Annotated in this window: 19 protein-coding genes; 16 read left to right on the forward strand and 3 right to left on the reverse strand. The window is 69.0% G+C overall.

The genetic code is table 11. From position 1 onward, the window contains the following. Nucleotides 1-66 precede the first annotated feature (66 nt). Together V9G19_RS03245 and V9G19_RS03250 are read left to right on the forward strand one after the other, a co-directional pair. Nucleotides 67-1,071, forward strand: a complete 1,005-nt coding sequence (locus V9G19_RS03245; protein WP_462284057.1) for a cell wall-binding repeat-containing protein — start codon at nt 67-69, stop codon at nt 1,069-1,071. Between the two features lie 78 nt (nt 1,072-1,149). Continuing rightward, nucleotides 1,150-2,163, forward strand: a complete 1,014-nt coding sequence (locus tag V9G19_RS03250) for a cell wall-binding repeat-containing protein (protein WP_462284058.1) — start codon at nt 1,150-1,152, stop codon at nt 2,161-2,163. 83 nt (nt 2,164-2,246) lie between these two features. Here V9G19_RS03250 and V9G19_RS03255 read toward each other — a convergent pair whose 3' ends face one another. After that, entirely contained in the window at nt 2,247-3,338 is a 1,092-nt protein-coding gene (locus tag V9G19_RS03255) for an inositol-3-phosphate synthase (RefSeq protein ID WP_462284059.1), read from the reverse strand. Between the two features lie 10 nt (nt 3,339-3,348). Then, nucleotides 3,349-3,960, reverse strand: a complete 612-nt coding sequence (locus V9G19_RS03260) for a PadR family transcriptional regulator (protein ID WP_462284060.1) — start codon at nt 3,958-3,960, stop codon at nt 3,349-3,351. A 188-nt stretch (nt 3,961-4,148) separates the two neighbouring features. Here V9G19_RS03260 and V9G19_RS03265 point away from each other — a divergent pair, with 188 nt between their 5' ends. The 5 genes from V9G19_RS03265 to V9G19_RS03285 all read left to right on the forward strand — a co-directional run bounded on the left by V9G19_RS03265 (nt 4,149) and on the right by V9G19_RS03285 (nt 9,655). Continuing rightward, nucleotides 4,149-5,192, forward strand: coding sequence for a LacI family DNA-binding transcriptional regulator (locus V9G19_RS03265; protein WP_462284061.1), 1,044 nt, complete (start codon nt 4,149-4,151; stop codon nt 5,190-5,192). Nucleotides 5,193-5,303: 111 nt separating this feature from the next. Then, nucleotides 5,304-6,218: a sugar phosphate isomerase/epimerase family protein gene (locus tag V9G19_RS03270; RefSeq protein WP_462284062.1), complete on the forward strand. Its 915-nt coding sequence runs from the start codon at nt 5,304-5,306 to the stop codon at nt 6,216-6,218. A gap of 96 nt (nt 6,219-6,314) precedes the next feature. Continuing rightward, nucleotides 6,315-7,370 (forward strand): inositol 2-dehydrogenase, encoded by a 1,056-nt coding sequence (gene iolG / locus V9G19_RS03275; protein WP_462284063.1) that lies wholly within the window; start codon nt 6,315-6,317, stop codon nt 7,368-7,370. A gap of 82 nt (nt 7,371-7,452) precedes the next feature. Continuing rightward, nucleotides 7,453-8,421 carry an SDR family oxidoreductase gene (locus tag V9G19_RS03280; protein WP_462284064.1) on the forward strand — a complete coding sequence of 323 codons (969 nt, stop codon included), beginning with the start codon at nt 7,453-7,455 and terminating at the stop codon, nt 8,419-8,421. Between the two features lie 64 nt (nt 8,422-8,485). After that, the gene (locus tag V9G19_RS03285; RefSeq protein WP_462284065.1) at nt 8,486-9,655 is read left to right on the forward strand and encodes a Gfo/Idh/MocA family protein; all 1,170 of its coding nucleotides are present in this window, start codon (nt 8,486-8,488) and stop codon (nt 9,653-9,655) included. Nucleotides 9,656-9,755: 100 nt separating this feature from the next. Here V9G19_RS03285 and V9G19_RS03290 read toward each other — a convergent pair whose 3' ends face one another. Further along, complete coding sequence (locus tag V9G19_RS03290) at nt 9,756-10,496, reverse strand: GntR family transcriptional regulator (RefSeq protein WP_462284066.1); 741 nt, start codon at nt 10,494-10,496, stop codon at nt 9,756-9,758. 170 nt (nt 10,497-10,666) lie between these two features. Between V9G19_RS03290 and V9G19_RS03295 the strand changes: the two genes are divergently transcribed. From V9G19_RS03295 to V9G19_RS03335, 9 genes are all read left to right on the forward strand, one after another. Then, nucleotides 10,667-11,674, forward strand: coding sequence for a Gfo/Idh/MocA family protein (locus V9G19_RS03295; protein ID WP_462284067.1), 1,008 nt, complete (start codon nt 10,667-10,669; stop codon nt 11,672-11,674). Between the two features lies 1 nt (nt 11,675). After that, the gene (gene iolC / locus V9G19_RS03300; protein ID WP_462284068.1) at nt 11,676-12,638 is read left to right on the forward strand and encodes a 5-dehydro-2-deoxygluconokinase; all 963 of its coding nucleotides are present in this window, start codon (nt 11,676-11,678) and stop codon (nt 12,636-12,638) included. Nucleotides 12,639-12,673: 35 nt separating this feature from the next. Next, nucleotides 12,674-13,552 carry a Cgl0159 family (beta/alpha)8-fold protein gene (locus V9G19_RS03305; protein ID WP_462284284.1) on the forward strand — a complete coding sequence of 293 codons (879 nt, stop codon included), beginning with the start codon at nt 12,674-12,676 and terminating at the stop codon, nt 13,550-13,552. Next, nucleotides 13,549-14,487, forward strand: a complete 939-nt coding sequence (iolB, locus tag V9G19_RS03310) for a 5-deoxy-glucuronate isomerase (protein WP_462284069.1) — start codon at nt 13,549-13,551, stop codon at nt 14,485-14,487. Before V9G19_RS03305 ends, iolB begins: the two co-directional genes overlap by 4 nt. Further along, on the forward strand, nt 14,484-16,436 hold the full coding sequence (gene iolD, locus V9G19_RS03315) for a 3D-(3,5/4)-trihydroxycyclohexane-1,2-dione acylhydrolase (decyclizing) (protein ID WP_462284070.1): 1,953 nt from the start codon (nt 14,484-14,486) through the stop codon (nt 16,434-16,436). Before iolB ends, iolD begins: the two co-directional genes overlap by 4 nt. Nucleotides 16,437-16,642: 206 nt before the next feature. Beyond that, a complete protein-coding gene (locus V9G19_RS03320; protein ID WP_462284071.1) occupies nt 16,643-17,638 on the forward strand; it encodes a substrate-binding domain-containing protein in 996 nt (331 codons plus the stop codon). A gap of 7 nt (nt 17,639-17,645) precedes the next feature. Then, on the forward strand, nt 17,646-18,680 hold the full coding sequence (locus tag V9G19_RS03325) for an ABC transporter permease (RefSeq protein ID WP_462284072.1): 1,035 nt from the start codon (nt 17,646-17,648) through the stop codon (nt 18,678-18,680). Next, nucleotides 18,680-19,588: an ATP-binding cassette domain-containing protein gene (locus V9G19_RS03330; protein WP_462284073.1), complete on the forward strand. Its 909-nt coding sequence runs from the start codon at nt 18,680-18,682 to the stop codon at nt 19,586-19,588. Before V9G19_RS03325 ends, V9G19_RS03330 begins: the two co-directional genes overlap by 1 nt. After that, nucleotides 19,588-20,619 carry a Gfo/Idh/MocA family protein gene (locus V9G19_RS03335; protein WP_462284074.1) on the forward strand — a complete coding sequence of 344 codons (1,032 nt, stop codon included), beginning with the start codon at nt 19,588-19,590 and terminating at the stop codon, nt 20,617-20,619. The genes V9G19_RS03330 and V9G19_RS03335 overlap by 1 nt, the downstream gene beginning before the upstream one ends. Nucleotides 20,620-20,623: the final 4 nt, after the last annotated feature.

The raw sequence follows: 20,623 nt of genomic DNA on the forward strand, positions 1-20,623 counted from the left end.
TTAGGCAGGTTGGGGTCCAGGTCCGTCCGCAGTCGAGCCCTCGCCGCGGCGTGCGCGGGGCTTGCCGTGTTTGCTGCGGCGGGGTCGTCCGCTAACGCCGCCCCCGAGCAGCGCGCAGAGCAGGTCACGGCGGCCGCGCAGGAGGCGCGTGCCACCGGCGTGGTCCGCTGGGCCGGGGCCGACCGCTACGAAGCCTCGGCGGCGATCTCGGCGCGATCCTTCGACCCGGGTGTTCCGGTTGCCTATGTGGCCTCGGGCAGCATCTATACCGACGCCTTGTCCGGCGCGCCGGTTGCCGCCAAGAGCGGTGGGCCGATGTTGCTCGTGACCGCCACCGATGTGCCCGACGCCATAGCGACTGAGCTGTCGCGGCTGCGCCCGCAGCGGATCGTCGTCCTAGGCGGTCCGGCGAGCATCGGCACCGGCGTCGAGACGCGCCTGCGTGGCTTTGCCGGATCCGGCGGCGTGCAGCGCTGGCAGGGCGCCGACCGCTTCGAGGCCTCGGCAGCGATCAGTCGCAGTTCGTTCTCCCCCGGAGTCGACACCGCGTTCGTCGCGTCCGGGCGGGTCTTCGCCGACGCGCTCTCGGGTGCCCCGGTCGCCGGCCGCGACCGCGATCCGCTCCTGCTCGTCGACACCGACCGCATCCCTGACTCGATCGACGCCGAGCTGCGTCGGCTGCGACCGAGCCGGATCGTCGTCCTGGGCGGGCCCGCCTCGATCAGTGATGGTGTCGCTGCCGAGCTGAGTGCCTATAGCTCCGGCTGGGTGGAACGCTGGTTCGGCGCCGATCGGTATGCCGCGTCCGCCGAGATCTCGGCGGCCTCGTTCGACCCCGGAGTCCCGGTGGCCTTCGTCGCCTATGGCCAGGTCTTTTCCGATGCCCTGTCCGGTGCCCCCGTCGCTGGAATCCGCCGCGGCCCGATGCTGCTCGTGGCCGGGAGTGAGATCCCGTCGGCCGTCCGGGACGAGCTGCGCCGGCTGCAGCCGAAGCAGATCGTCGTCCTGGGCGGCACCGCCTCGATCAGCACCACGGTCGAGAACCAGCTCGCCGACTATGTCGTTCCCTGATCTGTCCTTCCCCGATCCGCCGAATCTGACTCGTTCGATTCGGCGCCAACCGATTCCGCACTGAAGGAGCTCTTCCGCATGCGTCCCTCCACCCGTCGATCCGTGCTCGCCGCTACGCTCGCGTGCGGTGCCCTGGCGCTCTCGCCCACGCTGAGCGCGCCGGCCAGCGCCAGCGACGACGCCCGCGCGGGCGTGGTCCGCTGGTCTGGTGCCGACCGGTATGAGCTGTCGGCCACGATCGCCACCGAGAATTATTCGCCCGGGCTCGCTCGGGTGTTCGTCGCCTCGGGCGAGGTCTTCACCGACGCCTTGTCCGGCGCCCCGATCGCCGCCCGGGACGAGGGCCCGGTCCTGCTGGTGCGGTCGACGACCATTCCCGACGCGGTGCTCAATGCGATCACGACGCTGCAACCCCAGCAGATCATCGTGCTCGGCGGGGAGAGCTCGGTCTCGCGCGATGTCTTCAACCAGCTGAAGAACTTGTTCCCCGCTGAGCGCTGGGCCGGCCCGGATCGCTACTCGGCCTCGGCCAAGATGAGCAAGCTGTCCTTCGACCCCGGCGCTCGCCGGGCGTTCATCGCCTCCGGCTCGGTCTTCCCCGACGCCCTCTCGGTCGGACCCGTCGCCGGGATGACACCGGGCCCGACCCTGCTGGTCGAGAGCGACAACGTCCCCGGATCGATTCGCTCCGAGCTGCGCCGGCTGCTGCCCAAGAACATCGTCGTCGTTGGTGGGGAGAACACCCTGACCCCGAGCCTGTATGCCGATCTGCAGCAGTACACCTCGGGCACCGTGACCCGGTGGTCGGGCGAGGATCGCTTCGCCACGTCGGCGGCGATCTCGCGCACCGGGTTCAAGTCGGGCGCGAACACCGTCTATGTGGCGTCCGGCCGCGTCTTCCCCGATGCCCTGTCCGGAGCGCCGGTGGCCGGCATGAACCGCTCCCCGTTGCTGCTCGTCGACACCGACGCGATCCCGGACTCGATCGCCACCGAGCTGCGCCGCCTGCAACCGACCAGAATAGTCGTCCTCGGCGGCCCGGCCACTGTCTCCGACGGTGTGGCGAGCCAGTTGGAGACGTTCGTCGACTGACGCCAAACGACAGGGGCTGACCTGCAAAGGGTGAGCCATAGCGCACTCTTTGCAGGTCACCCGCGCAGGACTGGGCGGGTTAGTTAGCGCGGCTCAGTGCCGGCGATGAAGGCTTCCAGCCGGGCCCGGCCGGCGGTGTCCTCGCGCTGCTCGGGCGGGGACTTCATCAGGTATGCCGCGGCCGAGAGCAGCGGGCCACCGATGCCGCGGTCCTTGCCGATCTTGGCGGCGCGGATCGCGTCGATGATGATGCCCGCCGAGTTCGGGGAGTCCCAGACCTCCAGCTTGTATTCGAGGTTCAGCGGGACATCGCCGAAGGCGCGGCCCTCCAAGCGGACATACGCCCACTTGCGGTCGTCGAGCCAGGCGACGTAGTCGGACGGGCCGATGTGCACATTGCGGTCCTCCTTCTTGCCGGCGAGGGAGCCGGTGAGGTTGGAGGTCACGGCCTGGGTCTTGGAGACCTTCTTGGACTCCAGCCGCTCGTGTTCGAGCATGTTCTTGAAGTCCATGTTTCCGCCGACGTTGAGCTGGTAGGTCCGGTCCAGGGTCACGCCGCGGTCCTCGAAGAGCTTGGCCATGACCCGGTGGGTGATCGTCGCGCCGACCTGGGACTTGATGTCGTCGCCGACGATCGGCACGCCCGCCGCCTCGAACTTCGCCGCCCACGCGGGGTCGGAGGCGATGAAGACCGGCAGCGCGTTGACGAAGGCGACGCCGGCGTCAATCGCGCACTGCGCGTAGAACTTGTCGGCCTCCTCGCTGCCCACCGGCAGGTAGGACACGAGGACGTCGACCTGCGCCTCCTTCAGGGCGGCGACGACGTCGACCGGCTCCGCGGCGGACTCGTCGATCGTCATCCGGTAGTACTTGCCCAGGCCGTCGAGGGTGTGGCCGCGCTGGACGGTGATGCCGGTCGTCGGAACCTCGCAGATGCGGATGGTGTTGTTCTCGCTGGCGTTGATCGCCTCGGAGAGGTCCTTGCCGACTTTCTTGTCATCGACGTCGAAGGCGGCGACGAACTCGACGTCGCGCACGTGGTAGGGCCCGAACTGGACGTGCATGAGGCCGGGCACGCTCCCGGCCGGGTCGGCGTCGCGGTAGTAGTGGACGCCCTGGACGAGCGAGCTCGCGCAGTTGCCGACGCCGACGATGGCGACGCGAATCGAACCCATGATGTGCTCCTTAGCGGGTGGTGGGATGGGTCGGGGGCGGCGTGAACGCCGGGTGGTTGGGATCGGTGAGGCTCCCCGGGCGGACGGCCGGAGCTCCCCGCTCGGCCGCGATCAGCTCGCCGAGCCAGCGCAGGTCACGCTCCAGGCTCTCCTCGGTATGCCGATGCAACGCGCTCGCCCAGGTGTCGCGCGTGCCCAGCCGGGCCTGCTCGCGCAACTGGGCCAGCCGCTCCTCGAGGCGGGCCCGGCGCCCCTCGAGGATCCGCAGCCGGACGCTGGTCTCGGTGCGCCCGAAGAAGGCCAGCCGCAGCTCGAAACCGTCATCCTCATACGCCCCGTCGTCGCTGCGGGCGGCGAGCTCGGCGAAGTGCTGCCGGCCGGGGTCGGTGAGTTCGTAGACGATCCGCGGCCGCCGTGAGGTGGTGGCCGGGGACGCCGACTCGGTGATGTCGCCGCGCTCGACGAGAGAGCGCAGGCAGGGGTAGAGCGTCCCGAAGGACAAGGCCCGGAAGGGGCCGAGGGCGAGGTTGAGGCGGCGACGCAGCTCATACCCATGCATCGGCGTCTCGTGGAGGAGCCCGAGCACGGCGAACTCGAGCAGCTGGTGCCGCTTCGTCGCCATGTCGTCTCCTCGATATATCGATGCGATACGTCGACAGGATACATGATCTGCCTCGACTTTGGCTGCGGCCGCGCCGGACGTGTCGTTTATGGCCACCCGGCCAGGGGGCCGTGGGGGGCCAATACCGCCGAATCTGGGTAGGCTGCGCCGACGAGCAGGCCACCGGGCCCGCGGGCAGGAGGCTCACCGTGGCCGCGCAGGCGGGTGGAGCGGGCCAGGATCCGCGGACCGTGACCCTGCGCACCGTCGCCGCCCACGCGGGGGTCTCCAAGTCACTGGTCTCGCGCGTGCTCCAAGGATCGCCGCAGGTCAGCCCGGCCAAGCGGGAGGCGGTCGAGCGGGCGATCCGGGAGCTGGGCTACCGGCCGAATGCCTCGGCCCGCAGCCTGACCCAGCGGCGGACCATGGCCGTGGGGGTGATCGTCGCCGACCTGGGCCAGCCGTGGTTCGCCGGGATGCTCGAGGGCCTCGGCACGACCCTTGGGGAGGCCGGGCTGCACGCGCTCATTGGCGACGGCCGCGTGGACCGGTTGATCGACGACCGACTGGTCCGGGCGTTCATCGAGATGCGCGTCGACGGGCTCGTCCTCGCCGGGGCCATGCCGAGTTCGCCGGTGCTCGCCGAGGCGGCGAGCCGCATACCGACCGTCCTGGCCGGCAGCCGCGATGCGGTCGTGCCGGGAGTGGACGTCGTCGTCCCGGACGACGTCCACGGCACCACGCTCGCGCTGGAGCACCTGCACGAGTTGGGCCACACGCGGATCGCGCATGTCGCGGGGACCGCGGGGTCGTCCGTGCTCGGGCGCCGCGCGGCATACATCTCGTGGATGAGCCGGCACCTCCTGGCGCCGATCGTCCAGCCGTGCGACACGACCGAGATCGGTGGGTATGCCGCTGCCCGTCGCCTCCTCGACGTCGCTCCGGGGCGCCGTCCCACAGCCATCTTTGCCGCCAACGACCTCGCCGCCCTCGGCGTGCTCGGCGCCGCTCGTCAACTGGGATTCAGTGTGCCACAGGAGCTTTCGGTCGTCGGGTATGACAATTCGTCGGTGGCACAGATGCATCTCACCGACCTGACCACCGTTGACGCCGATGCGCGCGAGCTCGGCCGTCAGGCCGCCGATTTGCTCATCGAGCGGATCGCCGTCCCGGCCCGTCCGACTCGTGTGGAGGTCTTGACGACGGGCCTCGTCGTGCGAACGTCGACCGCACGAGCCCCGGTGCTGGAGTAAGGAATTGAGGTAATGTCAGGACAAATCTTGACAAGGCGATGGGACCGGTCCCATCATGGAGTCTGAGCGTCCGTGCGACGATGCGCCGGGCCAGACACAGGAGGTTCTCGGATGTCCCCCACTCTCGGCTCACTGGACGGACGAGTCGCGGCGGCACCGATCTCCTGGGGCATCTGCGAGGTGCCCGGCTGGGGCGAGGTGATGCCGTCCGAGCGCGTGCTGTCCGAGATGCACGCCCTCGGCATCCCGGCCACCGAACTCGGCGCTCCGGGCTTCCTCCCCGAGGACGCCGAGACCCTGAAAACCACTCTCGCCGCACACGATCTCGGCCTCGTGGGCGGCTTCGTCCCGCTCGTGCTGCACGACCCGGCCCAGCGCGAGGACGCCCTGCGCCGCGCCACCGAGGTTGCCGAACTCTTCCAGGCCGCCGGGGCCACGATGTTCGTTACCGCGCTGGTCCAGGACTACGACTGGTCCAAGCCGATCCCGCTCAGCGCCACCGACATGCAGGTCGTCGGCGAGGGCCTAAAGCAGGTCGGCGAGGTCTGCGCCGCCCACGGCCTGACCCAGGTCCTGCACCCCCACGTCGACACCGTCGTTGAGACCAAGCGTGACGTCGACCTCGCCCTGGAGCACACCGACGTCCTGTGGTGCCTCGACACCGGCCACCTGCAGATCGGCGGCGTCGACCCGGTCGCCTTCGCCCGCGAGCACGCCGGTCGCGTCGGCCTGGTCCACCTCAAGGACGTCGACACCGCAACCTCCGCACGCGTCCTGTCGGGCGAGCTCAGCCTCGTCGAGGGTGTCCAGGCCGGGATGATGCGCCGGCTTGGCGACGGCGAGGTCGCCATTGCCGACGCCGTCGTCGCGCTGGAGGAGGGCGGCTATCGCGGGTGGTATGCCCTGGAGCAGGACACCGCCCTGAAGGCCCTGCCGGGCGACGGCGAGGGCCCGGTCCACGACGTCGAGGCCTGCCTGAGTTATCTCGCCGACAACGTCGTCCCTCGATTGAGCGCGACTGCCTGACCGCGACCGCCTGAACGCCGCGCTACCACCGGATTCACTTCCTACCAGATTCACTCCGAGCACCGCCATCCACACCGAGAACGAAGGAGTTCACCCGTGAGCACGCGTGACGCCGGCTTTGCCCAGGCCGAAGCCGATTCGACACCGCCGGTCCGGATGGGCGTGATCGGCGTCGGCCGCATCGGCCGGATGCACGCCGGCCTGCTGCTGCGCGAAGTGCCGGGCACGACCGTGGTCGCCGTGGCCGACGCCGTCCCGCACGTCGCAGCCAGCGTCGCGGCGGACCTCGGCGTGCAGGCGCTCGGCATCGACGAACTGCTCGCCAACTCCGACGTCGAGGCCGTCGCCATCTGCACTAGCACCGACACCCACGTCGACCTCGTCGTCAAGGCCGCCTCGGCGGGCAAGGCGATCATGTGCGAAAAGCCGGTTAGCCTCAACCTCGCCGAGGTCGACCGGGCGCTCGCCGCCGTTGACGCCGCGGGCGTCCCGTTCATGGTCGGCTTCAACCGCCGTTTCGACCCGGGACATGCGTCGGTCGCGCAGGCCGTCAAGAACGGCACCATCGGCGACCTCCACCTGCTGCGGGTCACCAGCCGCGACCCCGCCCCGCCACCGCCGGAATACGTCGCGGTCAGCGGCGGGATCTTCCTCGACATGATGATCCACGACTTCGACATGGTCCGCTTCGTCACCGGCTCCGATGTCGTCGAGGTCTTTGCCCGCGGCGCCGTGCGGGTTGACCCGCGGATCGGCGAGGCCGGCGACGTCGACACCGCCGTCGTCGTCCTCACCCACGAGAACGGCACGATCACGACGATCGACAACAGCCGCGAAGCCGTCTACGGCTACGACCAGCGCATCGAGGCCTTCGGCTCGGGCGGTATGGCGGCGTCCGACAACCCGGCCCGTCACAACGGCTGGGTGCGCACCGCCGAGGCCACTGCCGGCGAGCCGCTGCCGTGGTTCTTCCTCGACCGCTATCTGCCGTCCTATCGGCTGGAGTGGGCGGCATTCGCCGACTACGTCCGCGGCGGCGGGGACTCCCCCGTCGGCACCCGCGACGGCCGCGAGCCGGTGCGCATGGGCCTCGCCGCGACCCGGTCCCTGAAGGAGGGCCGCCCGGTCCGGCTCGACGAGATCACAGCATGAGCATCACCCCACGACGTTCCTCCCACGCCGAGCGTGGGGCCCACCCCGCTCCACTGCGCCAGGCACTTCTCGAGGTCCCCACATGAGCCGCCGCGTCCTGCTCACCGGCGCAACCGGATTCGTCGGCGGCAATGTCGCCGCGGTGCTGACCGACCGCGGCGCCGACGTGCTGTGCACGGTGCGGCGCGACCCCGGACCCGACTTCCCCTGGCCCTGGCGGCTGACCGACCTGGCCAACCCCGGCGATGTCGCCGCCGCCTTGTCGGAGCACGAGGCGGACTCGGTCCTCCACCTGGCAATCGACAATGACCTGCACGGCCTCTATCGCGACCGCCGCGCGGGTTTCGACTCCTACGTCGGGATGACCCGACGGTTGGTCGACGCGGCCAATGCGGCGAATGCCCACTTCGGTTACCTATCGACCGACTGGGTCTTCGACGGCACCGGGCACCTGGTCGACGAGGAGGAACCGGTCAACCCGCTCAACCTCTACGGCCTGTTCAAGGCGCTCTCTGAGCAGGTCATCATCGACCGCGCCGACCGGGGCTTCGTCGCTCGGGTCGGCGGGGTCCAAGGCAGGCATCTCACCCAGCCGGCGGCCCCCCGGCAGCAGGACTGCGGCTTCGGCTACTTCGTCCTCTCTCTCGTTGACTCCCTTTCTGCCGGAACGGAATTCACCGTATGGCAGGATCCGGCGATCAACAATGTCGCGAGCCCGGTGACCTCGGCCGAGATCGGCGCGCGCCTGCTGCTGGCCCTAGAACGCGAGGCGACCGGCATCCTCCACGTGGTCGGTGCCGATGCCGTCACCCGGCTCGAGCTTGCCCGGGCCGCTGCCGAGGTCTTCGACCTCGACGCCGCGTTGATCGCGACCGGGCCGGTTCCCGAGGGACAGATGCTCCCCGCGGCAATGCCGGCCGACACCAGCCTGGCAACACCACGCACCGACGAGGTGCTCGGCATCCGCCCCTTCGGCATCCGCGACCAGCTCGCCGCCCTGCGCCACGAGACCGAGACCGGCCTGCCCCAACCGATCACCCCGGCCTCCTGATCCCTGCTTGGGGAGGCCGCTGACTCACCCGGAAAGTGATGTGACCCAAATGGTTTCGCCGGCAATGAGGTCGGAACCCCGCACGATCGGTGTCGGCGTCATCGGCGCCGGCTGGCTCGGCGATGTCCACGCCCGCGCGTGGGGACGCCTGCGTCACCACTATGGCGACCTCGGCGTCACCCCGCTCTTCGCGGCCGTCGCCGACAGCGTCCCGGGCGCGCGGGCGGCGGCGGTCGGCAAGCACGGGTTCGCCACGGCATACGGAGATTGGCACGAGCTGATCGCCGACCCGGCCGTCGAGGCGGTCAGCGTGACCGCGCCCAACGCGCTGCACCGCGAGATCGGCGTCGCGGTCGCCGAAGCCGGCAAGCACCTGTGGATCGAGAAGCCCGTCGGACTGTCGGCCGGCGACGCCGAGGCGGTTGCCGCGGCCGTCGCCGCGGCAGGCGTTCAGGGGACCGTCGGCTTCAACTATCGCGCGATCCCGGCGATGGCCAAGCTGCGCGAGCTGGTCGTGGGCGGGGCGATCGGCACCCCCACGCACGCGCGCGTACGGTTGCTGACCGACTATGCCGCCCACCCGCTCGGTACGCTCACCTGGCGATACAGCTTGGCCTCCGGTGGGCACGGCGTCCTTGGCGACCTCGCCTCGCACGCAGTGGATTTGGCGCGCTTCGTCCTCGGTGACTTCGAGTCTCTCGTCGCCCAGACGGCGATCTATATTCAGCAGCGCCCGCAGCTCGTCCCGGGCGCCGCGACCTACGGCCACGGCCTCGGCGACCCGGAGGCCCCGACCGGCATCGTCGAGAACGAGGACTACGTCCAGGCGATGATCCGCACCCGTTCCGGAGTTCTCGTCGCGCTCGAGTCCAGCCGGGTGGCGGTCGGCGAGCAAAACAACTACGGGATCGAGGTGCACGGGACGACGGGCCTTGTGGAGTGGGACTTCCGCTCCCCGGGCGAGCTGCGGTTGTCCACCGGCACCACGTATGCCGATCAGCCCACCCAGCGTTTCCTCGTCGGCCCCGGTGCCGGCGATCACGGCCGCTTCCAGCCCGGATCGGCGATCCCGACGAGCTATGACGACACCAAGGTCATCGAGCTGGCCGGCTTCGTCCGCTCAATCCTTTCCGGTATGCCCGAGGGGCCCGTCCTCGCCGACGCCGTCGCTTCCGCCCGCGCGCTGGACGCGATGGTCACCTCCGCCGCCGGCGCCGGCTGGGTCACGCTCTAAGGTTCCCCACGAAGTTCTGCGCTCCTTCCCACGCAGAGCGTGCGCCAGGTCCCCCGATGCTTCGCTGGGACCCCGGGACGCAGGGGGGTTGGCGTCCTGGTCAGCGCTCGTCGACCAGGATGTCGATCTCGTAGTCCTCAGCGCGGTAACAGTGGTCGCCGAACTCGACGGCCTTGCCGGCCGCATCGAAGGCCATCCGGGTCATCGTGAGCACCGGGGCGGAGCCGCGGATGCGCAGGTGCTTGCGTTCGGCGCTGGTCGGCATCCGGGCGCCGATCGTCTGCCGGGCGACAACCGGTTTGACGCCGCGGGCGCGCAAGGCGGCATACAGGCCGGTCTGTTCCAACTCCTCCTGGGTGATCGAGGAGGTCGCCGGCGGGAGCCAGTTGTGCAGCACGGCAAGCGGGGCCTCACCCGCGAAGCGCAGCCGCACGATGTGCAGCAAGGGCGTGCTGGACGGCAGATCAAGGGCCGCGGCGGCACGCTCGTCGGTGACGATCTCGTGCCCCAACACCGTGGTGTGCGGCTCGCGGCCGTCGCGGACGAGGTCGTCGAAGAGGCTGCTCAATTCGGCGCGACGATGAACCTTGCGATTGGCAACCGTCGTCCCGAGCCCGCGGCGGCGCACCAGCAGACCCTGATCGACCATGTCCTGAATTGCCCGGCGCACGGTCGGCCGCGACAGGGAGAGCCGCTGCGCGAGAGCCACTTCGTTCTCGAACGGATCACCAGGCTGCAGCCGGCCGTCGGCGATGGCCGCCCGCAACTGCTCGGACAGTTGGTGGTAGAGCGGCACAGGAGAATCCCGGTCGATCGTGACGTTGACGAGCTGGGCGCCCATGGGCGAACTCTAGCCACGTTGACCGCGTTCGGGGGGATGACGAGCACACAAGAAAATATGAGAATGTAAGGACAATTAGTTGACAGCCGTTGCTACGGCCGGAATCCTGGTCCCGTGACGCCCTCGCTGTCGCGCGAGGGAGAAGTCGACGCAGTGACAAGGACGTGCACATGAAAGTCGGGCTGGCCGGGGTCGGTCGCATCGGTGCGATCCATGCCGCGACCCTCGCCACCATCGACGGAGTCGACGGGCTCGTCCTGGCCGACGTGGACGCTGCCGCGGCCCGCAGGGTCGCCGACGAACTCGGCCTGGATGCCGTGGCCGACCCCGAGGCGCTCGTGGCGGCCGGTATCGATGCGCTTGTCATTGCGACGGCTACTCCTGGGCACGCACCGCTGTTGCGCCGCGGGCTGATCTCGGGCATCCCGACCTTCTGCGAAAAGCCGGTGGCTGCCAGCCTGGCTGAAACCCTTGAGCTGGCCGCACTCGAGGAATCGAGCCATACCCCGGCCCAGATCGGCTTCCAGCGCCGGTTTGACACCGGCTATCAGCGCGCCCGGGCCGCAGTGGCGTCCGGGGAACTCGGCACCCTGCACGCGGTCCGGGCGACGACGCACGACCAGGCGCCGCCGCCTGCGGCATACATCCGCGCCAGCGGCGGCATCTTTGCCGACTGCAATATCCACGACTTCGACATCATTCGCTTCGTCACCGGACGTGAGGCCACGGCGGTCTTTGCCACCGGAGAGAACAAGGGCGACCCGGTCTTCACCCAGGAGGGTGATGTCGACACCGCCGCCGCGATCATCACGATGGACGACGGCACTCTCGTCACGGTGACGTCCACGCGCTATAACGGCGCCGGCCACGACATCCGGATGGAGCTGACCGGCTCTGCGGGCGCGGTCGCCGTCGGGCTCGACCACTCGCTTGCGCTGCGCTCGCTGGAGGACGATGTCGACTTCCCGACCGGGCCACAGTGCTGGTCCTTTCTCGAGCGTTTCCGGGAGGCGTATGTCAAGGAACTTCAGGCGTTCATCGACGTCGCCGCCGGGCGGGCGGCCAGTGCCTGCACCGTGCGCGACGCGCTGGAGGCGACCCGGATCGCCCAGGCATGCGATCTCTCCCGGCGGGAGCGGCGCCTCGTCGACCTGTCCGAGATCCCCGGAGTGAGCTGACGTGGACACGCCGTATGACCTGATTGCCATGGGGCGCACCGGGATTGACATCTATCCCTTGGATCACGGCGTCGGCCTCGAGGACATCCACACGTTCCGCAAGTTCCTTGGTGGCAGCGCCACCAATGTCGCCGTTGCCGCTGCGCGGCACGGGCACGCCGTCGCCCTGGTGACCAAGGTCGGCAACGACCCCTTCGGGCGCTTCGTCAAAAGCGAGAGCCAACGCCTCGGCGTCGATCCGCGGTTCATCACGGCGATCGAGGGCGATGGCCCGCCGACACCGGTCGCCTTCTGCGAGATCTTTCCCCCCGACAACTTCCCGCTCTATTTCTATCGCTATCCCGCCGCACCCGACCTGCTCATCCACCCCGGCGAGTTGCCGCTCGCCGAGATCACCCGGGCGCGCGTCTTTTGGGCAACGGTCACTGGGTTGTCCCAAGAGCCTTCTCGCGAAACGCATTTCGCTGCCTGGCGGGCTCGCGGGCGGCAGCGTCACACGGTGCTCGACCTCGACTACCGACCGATGTTCTGGGACGATCCGAGCGAGGCGAGCACGCAGATCGGCGCGGCGCTGGAGCACGTCAGCGCGGCGATCGGTAACCGCGAGGAGTGCCGTGTTGCCGTGGGCGAGAGCGACCCCCAGCGCGCCGCCGACGCCCTCCTCGATCGCGGGCTGGAGTTGGCCGTCGTCAAGCAGGGCCCCAGGGGCGTGCTGGCGGTCACGCGGGAGGAGCGCGTCGAGGTCGCGCCCTTCCCCGTCGACGTCGTCAATGGCCTCGGCGCCGGCGACGCCTTCGGCGGAGCGCTCGTGCACGGCCTGCTCGTCGGCTGGGACCTGCGTCGGGTCATCGAGTTCGCCAATGTCGCCGGCGCGATCGTCGCCTCGCGGCTGGAGTGCTCGACGGCGATGCCGACCAGCGCCGAAATCGAGGCCGCGCTTGCAGATTCGCGAGGCACCTCGTGACCCCGGGTGCGCCGGCCTTGTCCGCGACCACGGGGATGACTCCCCACCAGCTCACCGAGATCCGGGTTCGCGAGCCGCACCGGATCGCGCAGTCCTGGGCAACCCGCCCGCGTCGCCAGCGGATCGGCCCGGACGGCCGGCTGCTCGTCGTCGCCGCCGACCACCCCGCCCGGGGTGCCCTGGGCGTGCGCGACGAGCCGCTCGCGATGGCCAGCCGCACCGACTTCCTCGCGCGCCTGGCCACCGCCGCCGCCCATCCCGGCGTCGACGGTGTTCTCGGCACACCCGACGTCCTCGACGACCTGCTGCTGATGGGCGCCCTCGACGGCAAACTCGCCATCGGCTCGATGAACCGCGGCGGGCTGCAGGGCGCCGTCTTCGAGCTTGACGACCGGTTTACCGGCTACACCGCCACCGAGCTGGCCGCGCGCGGCATCGACGGCGGCAAGATGCTCACCCGCATCGCCCTGACCGATCGGGGCACGTCCGCGACGCTGGAGGCGAGCGCGCAGGCGGTGGGCGAGCTCGCGGCATACGGACTCATGGCGCTGATTGAGCCGTTCCTCTCGGCGGTCGAGAACGGCCGGGTGCGCAACCTGCTCGACGCCGACTCGGCGATCCGGGCCATCCACATCGCCTCCGGCCTCGGCCCGACCAGCGCCCAGACCTGGCTCAAACTGCCGGTCGTCGACGACCTGGCCCGAGTCATGGACGCCACGACCTTGCCGACCCTGCTGCTCGGCGGGGACCCCCACGGACGCCCCGATGAGACGTATGCCCGCTGGGCGGCCGCCCTGGGAATCCCCCCGGTCCGCGGGCTGGTCGTCGGGCGAGCGCTGCTTTATCCACCCGATGGGGATGTCGCCGCCGCCGTGGACATCGCCGCTCACCTTGTGCATGGGGAGGTCCAATGATCACCGGAACCGGACGCGACAACGCGCGGTGGGTGCGCCCGTTGGGCAGCGCCGCCGCGGCAGACTTCGCGGTGAGCATCACCGCGCACGACGGCTGGCAGCACACGATGCTGCGCGTGGCGGAGCTGATTCCTGGGACGGTAGTGGCGCATGAGGCGGGCGAGGAGGAGACTGTCGTCGTGCCGCTGAGCGGATCGGTGCGCGTCGAGGTCGTCGACGCCGATGGGGACACCCACGATGTCACGCTGCCCGGACGCCCCGACGTCTTCGCCGGCCCGACCGATGTCGCCTATGCCCCACGGGGCTCCCGGATCCGGCTGACCGCGCTCGACGGGCCGGCCCGCGTCGCGCTCGCCGGCGCCCCCGCACACAAAACGGCAGAGCCAAAGCCCTTCCGGCACATCACGGCCGCGGAGGTCCCGGTGGAGCTGCGCGGCGCCGGAGTCGCCTCCCGCGAGGTGCGCGGCTTCGGCTTGCCCGATGTCCTCGACGCCGACTCGATCCTCGTCTGTGAGGTGATCACCCCCGCCGGCAACTGGAGTTCGTGGCCGCCGCACAAGCACGACATCGAGACCGAGTCCGAGACGCCGCTGGAGGAGATCTACTACTTCGAATGCCGCGCGACCGATGACCGCGGCACGCGCCCGGTCGGCTACCAGCGGGTTTATGGCTCCCCCGAACACCACGCGGATCGGCCCATCGACGTCGTCGCCGAGGTCCGCACCGGCGACGTCGTCCTCGTCCCGCACGGCTGGCACGGCCCGTCGATGGCAGCTCCCAACGCCGACCTCTACTACCTCAACGTCATGGCCGGTCCCGGGCCGGTCCGCGCCTGGCGGATCTGCGACGATCCGGCGCATGCCTGGGTGCGCGACTCCTGGCCGCAGTTGCCCGTCGATCCCCGTCTCCCCTTCCCCGGAGGTGCGTCCTCGTGAGCCAAACCGTTCGCCTGACCGTCGCCCAGGCGGCCGTGCGCTTCCTCGCCAACCAGTGGAGTGAGCGAGCCGGCGTGCGGCAGAAGCTGTTTGCCGGCTGCTTCGGCATCTTTGGGCACGGCAATGTCGCCGGTTTCGGTCAGGCGCTGTTGCAGAACGAACTTGCCGGCGGCGAGGACCACTTGCCCTATGTCCTCGCGCGCAACGAGCAGGCGATGGTGCACACGGCGGTCGCCTATGCCCGGCAGAAGGACCGGCTGCAGACCTGGGTATGCACCGCCTCGGTCGGCCCGGGCTCGACCAACATGCTCACCGGCGCCGCCCTGGCGACGATCAACCGGATCCCGGTGTTGCTGCTGCCCTCGGGCACCTTCGCCACCCGCGCCTCCTCCCCGGTGCTGCAGGAGCTCGAGCTGCCGTATGCCGCGGATGTCACCGTCAATGACGCCTTCCGGCCGCTGTCGAAGTTCTTCGACGAGGTCAATCGTCCCGAGCAGCTCGTTTCGGCGCTGATCGGCGCGATGCGGGTGCTGACCGATCCCGCCGAGACCGGTGCGGTGACGATCTCGCTGCCCCAGGATGTCCAGGCCGAGGCGCATGACTGGCCGGTGGAGCTGTTCGCGGAGCGGACCTGGCATGTCGCCGTGCCCCGCCCCGAGCCGTGGGCCATAGCAGCCGCGGCGGAGGTCATCCGCTCGGCCAAGCGGCCGCTGATCATTGCCGGTGGCGGAGTTCACTATTCCGGCGCCGAGGACGCAATGCTGGCGTTCTGCGACGCGACCGGCATCCCGGTCGGCGAAGCCCAGGCCGGCAAGGGATCGCTGCCGCATGGGCATCCGCAGGAGATGGGCGCGATCGGGTCCACCGGCACGACCGCCGCCAATACCCTGGCCCGCGAAGCCGATGTCGTCATCGGCATCGGGACACGCTATTCCGACTTCACCACGGCCTCTCGGACAGCCTTCCAGGACAACGGCGTCCGCTTCGTCAACATCAACGTCGCCCCGGTGGATGCGGTCAAGCACAGCGGTCTGATGGTGCTCGCCGACGCTCGTGAAGCGTTGATCGAGCTGACCGCCGCGCTCGACGGGTGGTCGGTGACCTCGGCCTACCGGCGCAAGCAGGGCAAGCTGTGGAAGGACTGGGACAAGCTCGTCGAAGCGGCATACGACCCGCCGAGGTCGGTGACGCGCAAGCTCGCGCCGGGCCTGCTCACCCAAGGTGAGGTGCTCGGCGCCGTCAACGAGTTGACCGACCCGCGCGACGTCGTGCTCTGTGCGGCTGGCTCGATGCCCGGCGACATCCACAAACTGTGGCGGGTGCGTGACCGCAAGGCCTACCACGTCGAATACGGCTACTCCTGCATGGGATATGAGGTGCCGGCCTCGATCGGGATCAAGCTCGCCGATCCGTCTCGAGAAGTCTTCGCGATGCTCGGGGACGGTGGCTACCTGATGATGCCGACCGAGCTGGTGACCGCGGTTCAAGAGCGGGTCAAGGTCATCGTCGTCCTCGTCCAGAATCACGGCTTCCACTCGATCGGCTCACTCTCGGAGAGCCTCGGCTCGCAACGTTTCGGCACGCGCTACCGGATGCGCGAGGAGAAGTCCGGCCAGCTCGACGGCGAGTTCGTCCCCGTCGACCTGGCCGCCAATGCCCGCTCACTGGGCTGCCACGTCATCGAGGTCCACTCGCGTGAGGAGCTGGCCGCGGCGATCGCCGAGGCGAAGGCCTGGCCGCAAGGGGGCGGGCCGGTCGTCATCCACGTCGAGACCGATCCGTTCGTCTTTGCTCCCGACAGTGACAGCTGGTGGGACGTTCCCGTTTCGCAGGTCAGCGACCTCGCCTCCACCAAGGCGGCCTACCACACCTACACCGATCACAAGTCCACCCAACGCCAGTTCCTCGCGCCGGCCACGGCGCCGACCCGCAAGACGGGCAGGCGGTGACCGCGGGCACCCACCGGTGCCGTGTCGGCCACTTGCCACCGGACCGCATCCTTGGACCACCTCCCAGGCAAGCGGCCCTCGCGGTGACCGATCCTCGACCCGATCCGCTCTCCGCAACCGCGGGGCCCCTCCTTTAGGTCAGCCCCTGAACCATCCAGGACACCGCCTCAACGAAGCGGTGATGTTCGAAAGGTCAGTGCAACGACATGAGTCACAGCAAGAAGATCGGCGCCGCGACACTCGCGCTGGCGTTGGCCGGTTCCCTCGCCGCCTGTTCCTCCACCGGCGGCCGGCAGATGACCCAAAAGCGCGCCGGCGCCGACGGTGGCAAGGCCAAGACGATGACGGTCACGATGGTCACCCACCAGGCTCCTGGTGACACCTTCTGGGACATCATCCGCAAGGGTGCCGAGCAGGCCGCCAGCGATGTCGGGGTGACGCTCGAATACACCAACGACCCCGATGCCACCAAGCAGGCCCAGCTCATCCAGGCCGCCATCGACAAGAAGGTTGACGGCATCGCCGCGACCAACCCCAACACCGGCGCGATCGGTCCTGCAGTCAAGAAGGCGATCGCCGCGGGCATACCGGTATCGATGTTCAACGCGGGGGGCCCGGACGCCATGGGCCTCGGCGTCATCGGCTACTTTGGTCAGGCCGAGACCGACGCGGGCGTAGCGGTCGGGGAGCGGCTCGCCAAGGATGGTGCCAAGAACGCCATCTGTGTCATCCAGGAGCAGGGCCAACAGCAGCTCGAAGAGCGCTGCCAGGGCGTTGAAGAAGGAGCCGGAGGCGTCGTCAAGGTCGAACGGTTCTACGTCGACGGCCGCAATGACGCCGCTGTCACGACCAACATCCAGGCCAAGCTGACCCAGGACAAGACGATCGACTGGGTTGTCACGCTGGGCGCGCCGTTCGCACTCGACGCGATCAAGTCCGTCAAGGACTCCCGATCGGCCGCCAAGATCGGCACCTTCGACACCAATCCGGCCTTGGTCGGCGCCGTCAAGAGCGGCAAGGTGACCTGGGCGATCGACCAGCAGCCCTTCCTGCAGGGCTACCTCGCGGTGACCTCGCTCTACCTCTACAAGATCAATGGCAACACGATCGGTGGTGGCCAGCGCGTTCCGACCGGACCGGCGTTCATCGACTCGACCAACATCGATGCGGTGGCCACGTTCGCCGCGAACGGGACTCGGTGAGCGAGCGATGACGACATCGACCGCAACCGCATCCGACGACAGGGTCCGCACCAAGTCCGCGGCGGCGACCTTCTTCGGTATGCCGGCCGTGGGGGCCTTGATTGGTGCCGTCGTGCTGGCGGGCCTGTTCCTTGTGACCGCACCGGCGTTCCGGAGCGTCGGCAACATCGGGACGATCCTGTATTCGTCGTCGACGATCGGCATCATGGCCGTCTTCGTTGCGCTGTTGATGATCGGCGGTGAGTTCGACCTGTCGACGGGTGTCGCGGTCACGACGGCCGGACTGACGGCGGCACACACGGCCTGGTATTTCAACCTGAACGTCTGGGTTGGCGTCCTGCTCTCGTTGCTTTTCGCTCTGGCCATCGGCGCCTTCAACGGCTGGCTCTTGCACATCACCGGGCTGCCGAGCTTCCTGGTCACGCTCGGCACCTACTTCGTCTTCTGGGGTGCCAACCTCGCGATGACGCGAATCGTCACTGGTGGGGTGTCCTCGAACTCGATCAGCGACATGCAGGGGTTCAACTCGGCGCACGCGGTCTTCGCCTCGGAGTTCTCGATCGGGTCGATCAACATCAAGATCCCGATCATCTACTGGGTCCTGCTCACCCTCGCCGTGTCGTTCCTGCTGCTGCGGACCAAATACGGTAACTGGATCCTCGCGGCCGGTGGCGACTCCGCGGCGGCTCGTGCGGTCGGTGTCCCCGTGGTGGCGACCAAGATCGCCCTGTTCATGGGCACGGGCTTTGCCGCCTGGTTGCTCGGGATGCACACGCTTTTCGAGTACAACACGCTGCAGTCCGGCACCGGCCCTGGCTATGAGTTCATCTACATCATCGCGGCCGTCATCGGCGGGTGCCTGCTCACGGGCGGCTTCGGGTCGATCGTCGGCGGCTCGATCGGCGCCCTGATCTATGGCATGGCCGTGCTCGGCATCAACTATGCCGGTTGGGATGTCGACTGGCTGCGCACCTTCCTCGGCGTCATGCTCATCGCCGCTGTGTTGATCAACATGAACGTCAAGAAGAGGGCGGACGCCTGATGGCCACTGCGACAGCAACTGAAACCGGGACACACCTGCTTGAGCTCGACGACGTCGGCAAGAGCTATGGCAATGTGCACGCTCTGCGCGGCGTCAACATCCACGTCAGCCCCGGCGAGGTCACCTGTGTCCTCGGCGACAACGGCGCCGGCAAGTCGACGCTGATCAAGATCATCGCCGGCCTGCACCAACACACCGAGGGCGTTGTCCGGATGGACGGCGAGGAGATCCGCTTCAACAGCCCGCGCGAGGCGCAGGCCAAGGGGATCGCCACGGTCTATCAGGACCTCGCGCTCGCGCCGCTGATGTCGGTGTGGCGCAACTTCTTCCTCGGCAACGAGGTCAAGAAGGGCTTCGGGCTGGACATCGACCACATGAAGCAGGTCGCCGGCGAGGAACTGCAGAAAATGGGGATCGTCATCCCCGACCTTGACCGGCCGGTCGGTGCCCTGTCCGGTGGCCAGCGGCAGTGCATCGCGATTGCCCGGGCAATCTATTTCGGTGCCCGGGTCGTCATCCTCGACGAGCCGACCGCTGCGCTCGGTGTCAAGCAGTCCGGTGTCGTGCTCAAGTACGTCACTAAGATGCGCGACAGCGGCCTCGGGGTCATCTTCATCACCCACAACCCGCACCACGCCTACATGGTCGGCAACCACTTCGTCATCCTCAAGCTCGGCCGCCTGGTCCTCGACGCCCACCGCGACGAGATCACGCTCGACCAGCTAACGGCGGAGATGGCCGGTGGCCAGGAACTCGCCGCGCTCAGCCATGAGTTGCGCGCGAGCGAGACCGACGGCAGCGCCGACGCCGCCGCCGCCGACGCGGTCGAGGACGAGCTGGAAGGGGCGCTCGGGATCCAGGTCTCGGACACGACCACCGAAGTCCGACCGGACCCGCTGGAGAAGTGATGAGCACCCAGGACCTGCGCGTCGGGATCATCGGGGTCGGCATGATGGGCGCCGACCACGCCGAGCGCGTCGCCCACCGCATCGCCGGTGCCAGGCTCGTGGCCGTGTCGGACCCCGACACGGCCCGGGCCGGGGCCCTCGCCGCGCGCTATGACGGTGCCCGGATGATCGCGGATCCCCTGGCCCTCGTGGCCGACGACGACGTGGACGCGGTGATCATCGCCTCCCCCGGATTCGTCCACGAGGAGCAGGTCCTGGCATGCATTGCGAACGGCAAGTTCGCGATGTGCGAGAAGCCGCTGACCATGGACAGCGAGTCCTCCCTGCGCGTGCTGCGAGCCGAGCGCGACGCAGGGCGAGCGCTGATCCAGGTCGGCTTCATGCGCCGTTTCGACCCGCAGTATGCGCAGTTGCAGCAGCTGCTCGCCTCCGGCCAACTCGGCCGGACCCTGCTGCTGCACAACACGCACCGAAACAAGACTGTGCCCAACCCCGAGTTCCGATCCGAGATGATCGTGCGCGACAGCCTCGTCCACGAGGTCGACGTCGCCCGCTTCATGTTCGGTGAGGAGATCACGACCATTCAGGTCCTCTCCCCCGCACCCACGAGTCACGCCTGCGAGGGCGTTATCGACCCCCAGGTCGCTGTCTTCACGATGGCCGGGGGCGGCATCGTCACCAACGAGGTCTTCGTCAACTGCCAGGTCGGCTACGAGGTGCGCTGCGAAGCAGTCAGCGAGCGCGGCACGGCCATCGCCGGACGTCCACAAACCGGTCTCTACACGACGCTTGCCGAGGGCGGCGAGGGCTATTGGGGCGGGCTGGCCGATCCGGATTTCACCGTCCGGTTCAACCGGGCATACGACCTGGAGATCCAGGCCTGGGCCGACGCCTCCCGTCGCGGTAGCGTGGTCGGCGCGACCTCGTGGGATGGCTATGCCGCCACCGCAGTCTGCGCGGCCGGCATGGAATCGCTCGCGAGCGGCGCGCCGGTCGCCGTCGCGCTCGCCGATCGCGAGATCCTGCAGTGAGCTT

Origin of the sequence: Nostocoides sp., from assembly GCF_037045025.1 — a bacterium.
In the GTDB taxonomy this organism is placed as follows: Bacteria; Actinomycetota; Actinomycetes; order Actinomycetales; family Dermatophilaceae; genus Nostocoides_A.

What these genes read in the sequence shown, in the direction of transcription:
- V9G19_RS03250 (WP_462284058.1), top strand. Translation starts at nt 1,150, where the DNA reads ATGCGTCCCTCCACCCGTCGATCCGTGCTCGCCGCTACGCTCGCGTGC.
- V9G19_RS03255 (WP_462284059.1), bottom strand. Translation starts at nt 3,338, where the DNA reads ATGGGTTCGATTCGCGTCGCCATCGTCGGCGTCGGCAACTGCGCGAGC.
- V9G19_RS03260 (WP_462284060.1), bottom strand. Translation starts at nt 3,960, where the DNA reads ATGGCGACGAAGCGGCACCAGCTGCTCGAGTTCGCCGTGCTCGGGCTC.
- V9G19_RS03270 (WP_462284062.1), top strand. Translation starts at nt 5,304, where the DNA reads ATGTCCCCCACTCTCGGCTCACTGGACGGACGAGTCGCGGCGGCACCG.
- V9G19_RS03280 (WP_462284064.1), top strand. Translation starts at nt 7,453, where the DNA reads ATGAGCCGCCGCGTCCTGCTCACCGGCGCAACCGGATTCGTCGGCGGC.
- V9G19_RS03285 (WP_462284065.1), top strand. Translation starts at nt 8,486, where the DNA reads ATGAGGTCGGAACCCCGCACGATCGGTGTCGGCGTCATCGGCGCCGGC.
- V9G19_RS03290 (WP_462284066.1), bottom strand. Translation starts at nt 10,496, where the DNA reads ATGGGCGCCCAGCTCGTCAACGTCACGATCGACCGGGATTCTCCTGTG.
- V9G19_RS03295 (WP_462284067.1), top strand. Translation starts at nt 10,667, where the DNA reads ATGAAAGTCGGGCTGGCCGGGGTCGGTCGCATCGGTGCGATCCATGCC.
- V9G19_RS03305 (WP_462284284.1), top strand. Translation starts at nt 12,674, where the DNA reads ATGACTCCCCACCAGCTCACCGAGATCCGGGTTCGCGAGCCGCACCGG.
- iolB (WP_462284069.1), top strand. Translation starts at nt 13,549, where the DNA reads ATGATCACCGGAACCGGACGCGACAACGCGCGGTGGGTGCGCCCGTTG.
- V9G19_RS03320 (WP_462284071.1), top strand. Translation starts at nt 16,643, where the DNA reads ATGAGTCACAGCAAGAAGATCGGCGCCGCGACACTCGCGCTGGCGTTG.
- V9G19_RS03325 (WP_462284072.1), top strand. Translation starts at nt 17,646, where the DNA reads ATGACGACATCGACCGCAACCGCATCCGACGACAGGGTCCGCACCAAG.
- V9G19_RS03330 (WP_462284073.1), top strand. Translation starts at nt 18,680, where the DNA reads ATGGCCACTGCGACAGCAACTGAAACCGGGACACACCTGCTTGAGCTC.
- V9G19_RS03335 (WP_462284074.1), top strand. Translation starts at nt 19,588, where the DNA reads ATGAGCACCCAGGACCTGCGCGTCGGGATCATCGGGGTCGGCATGATG.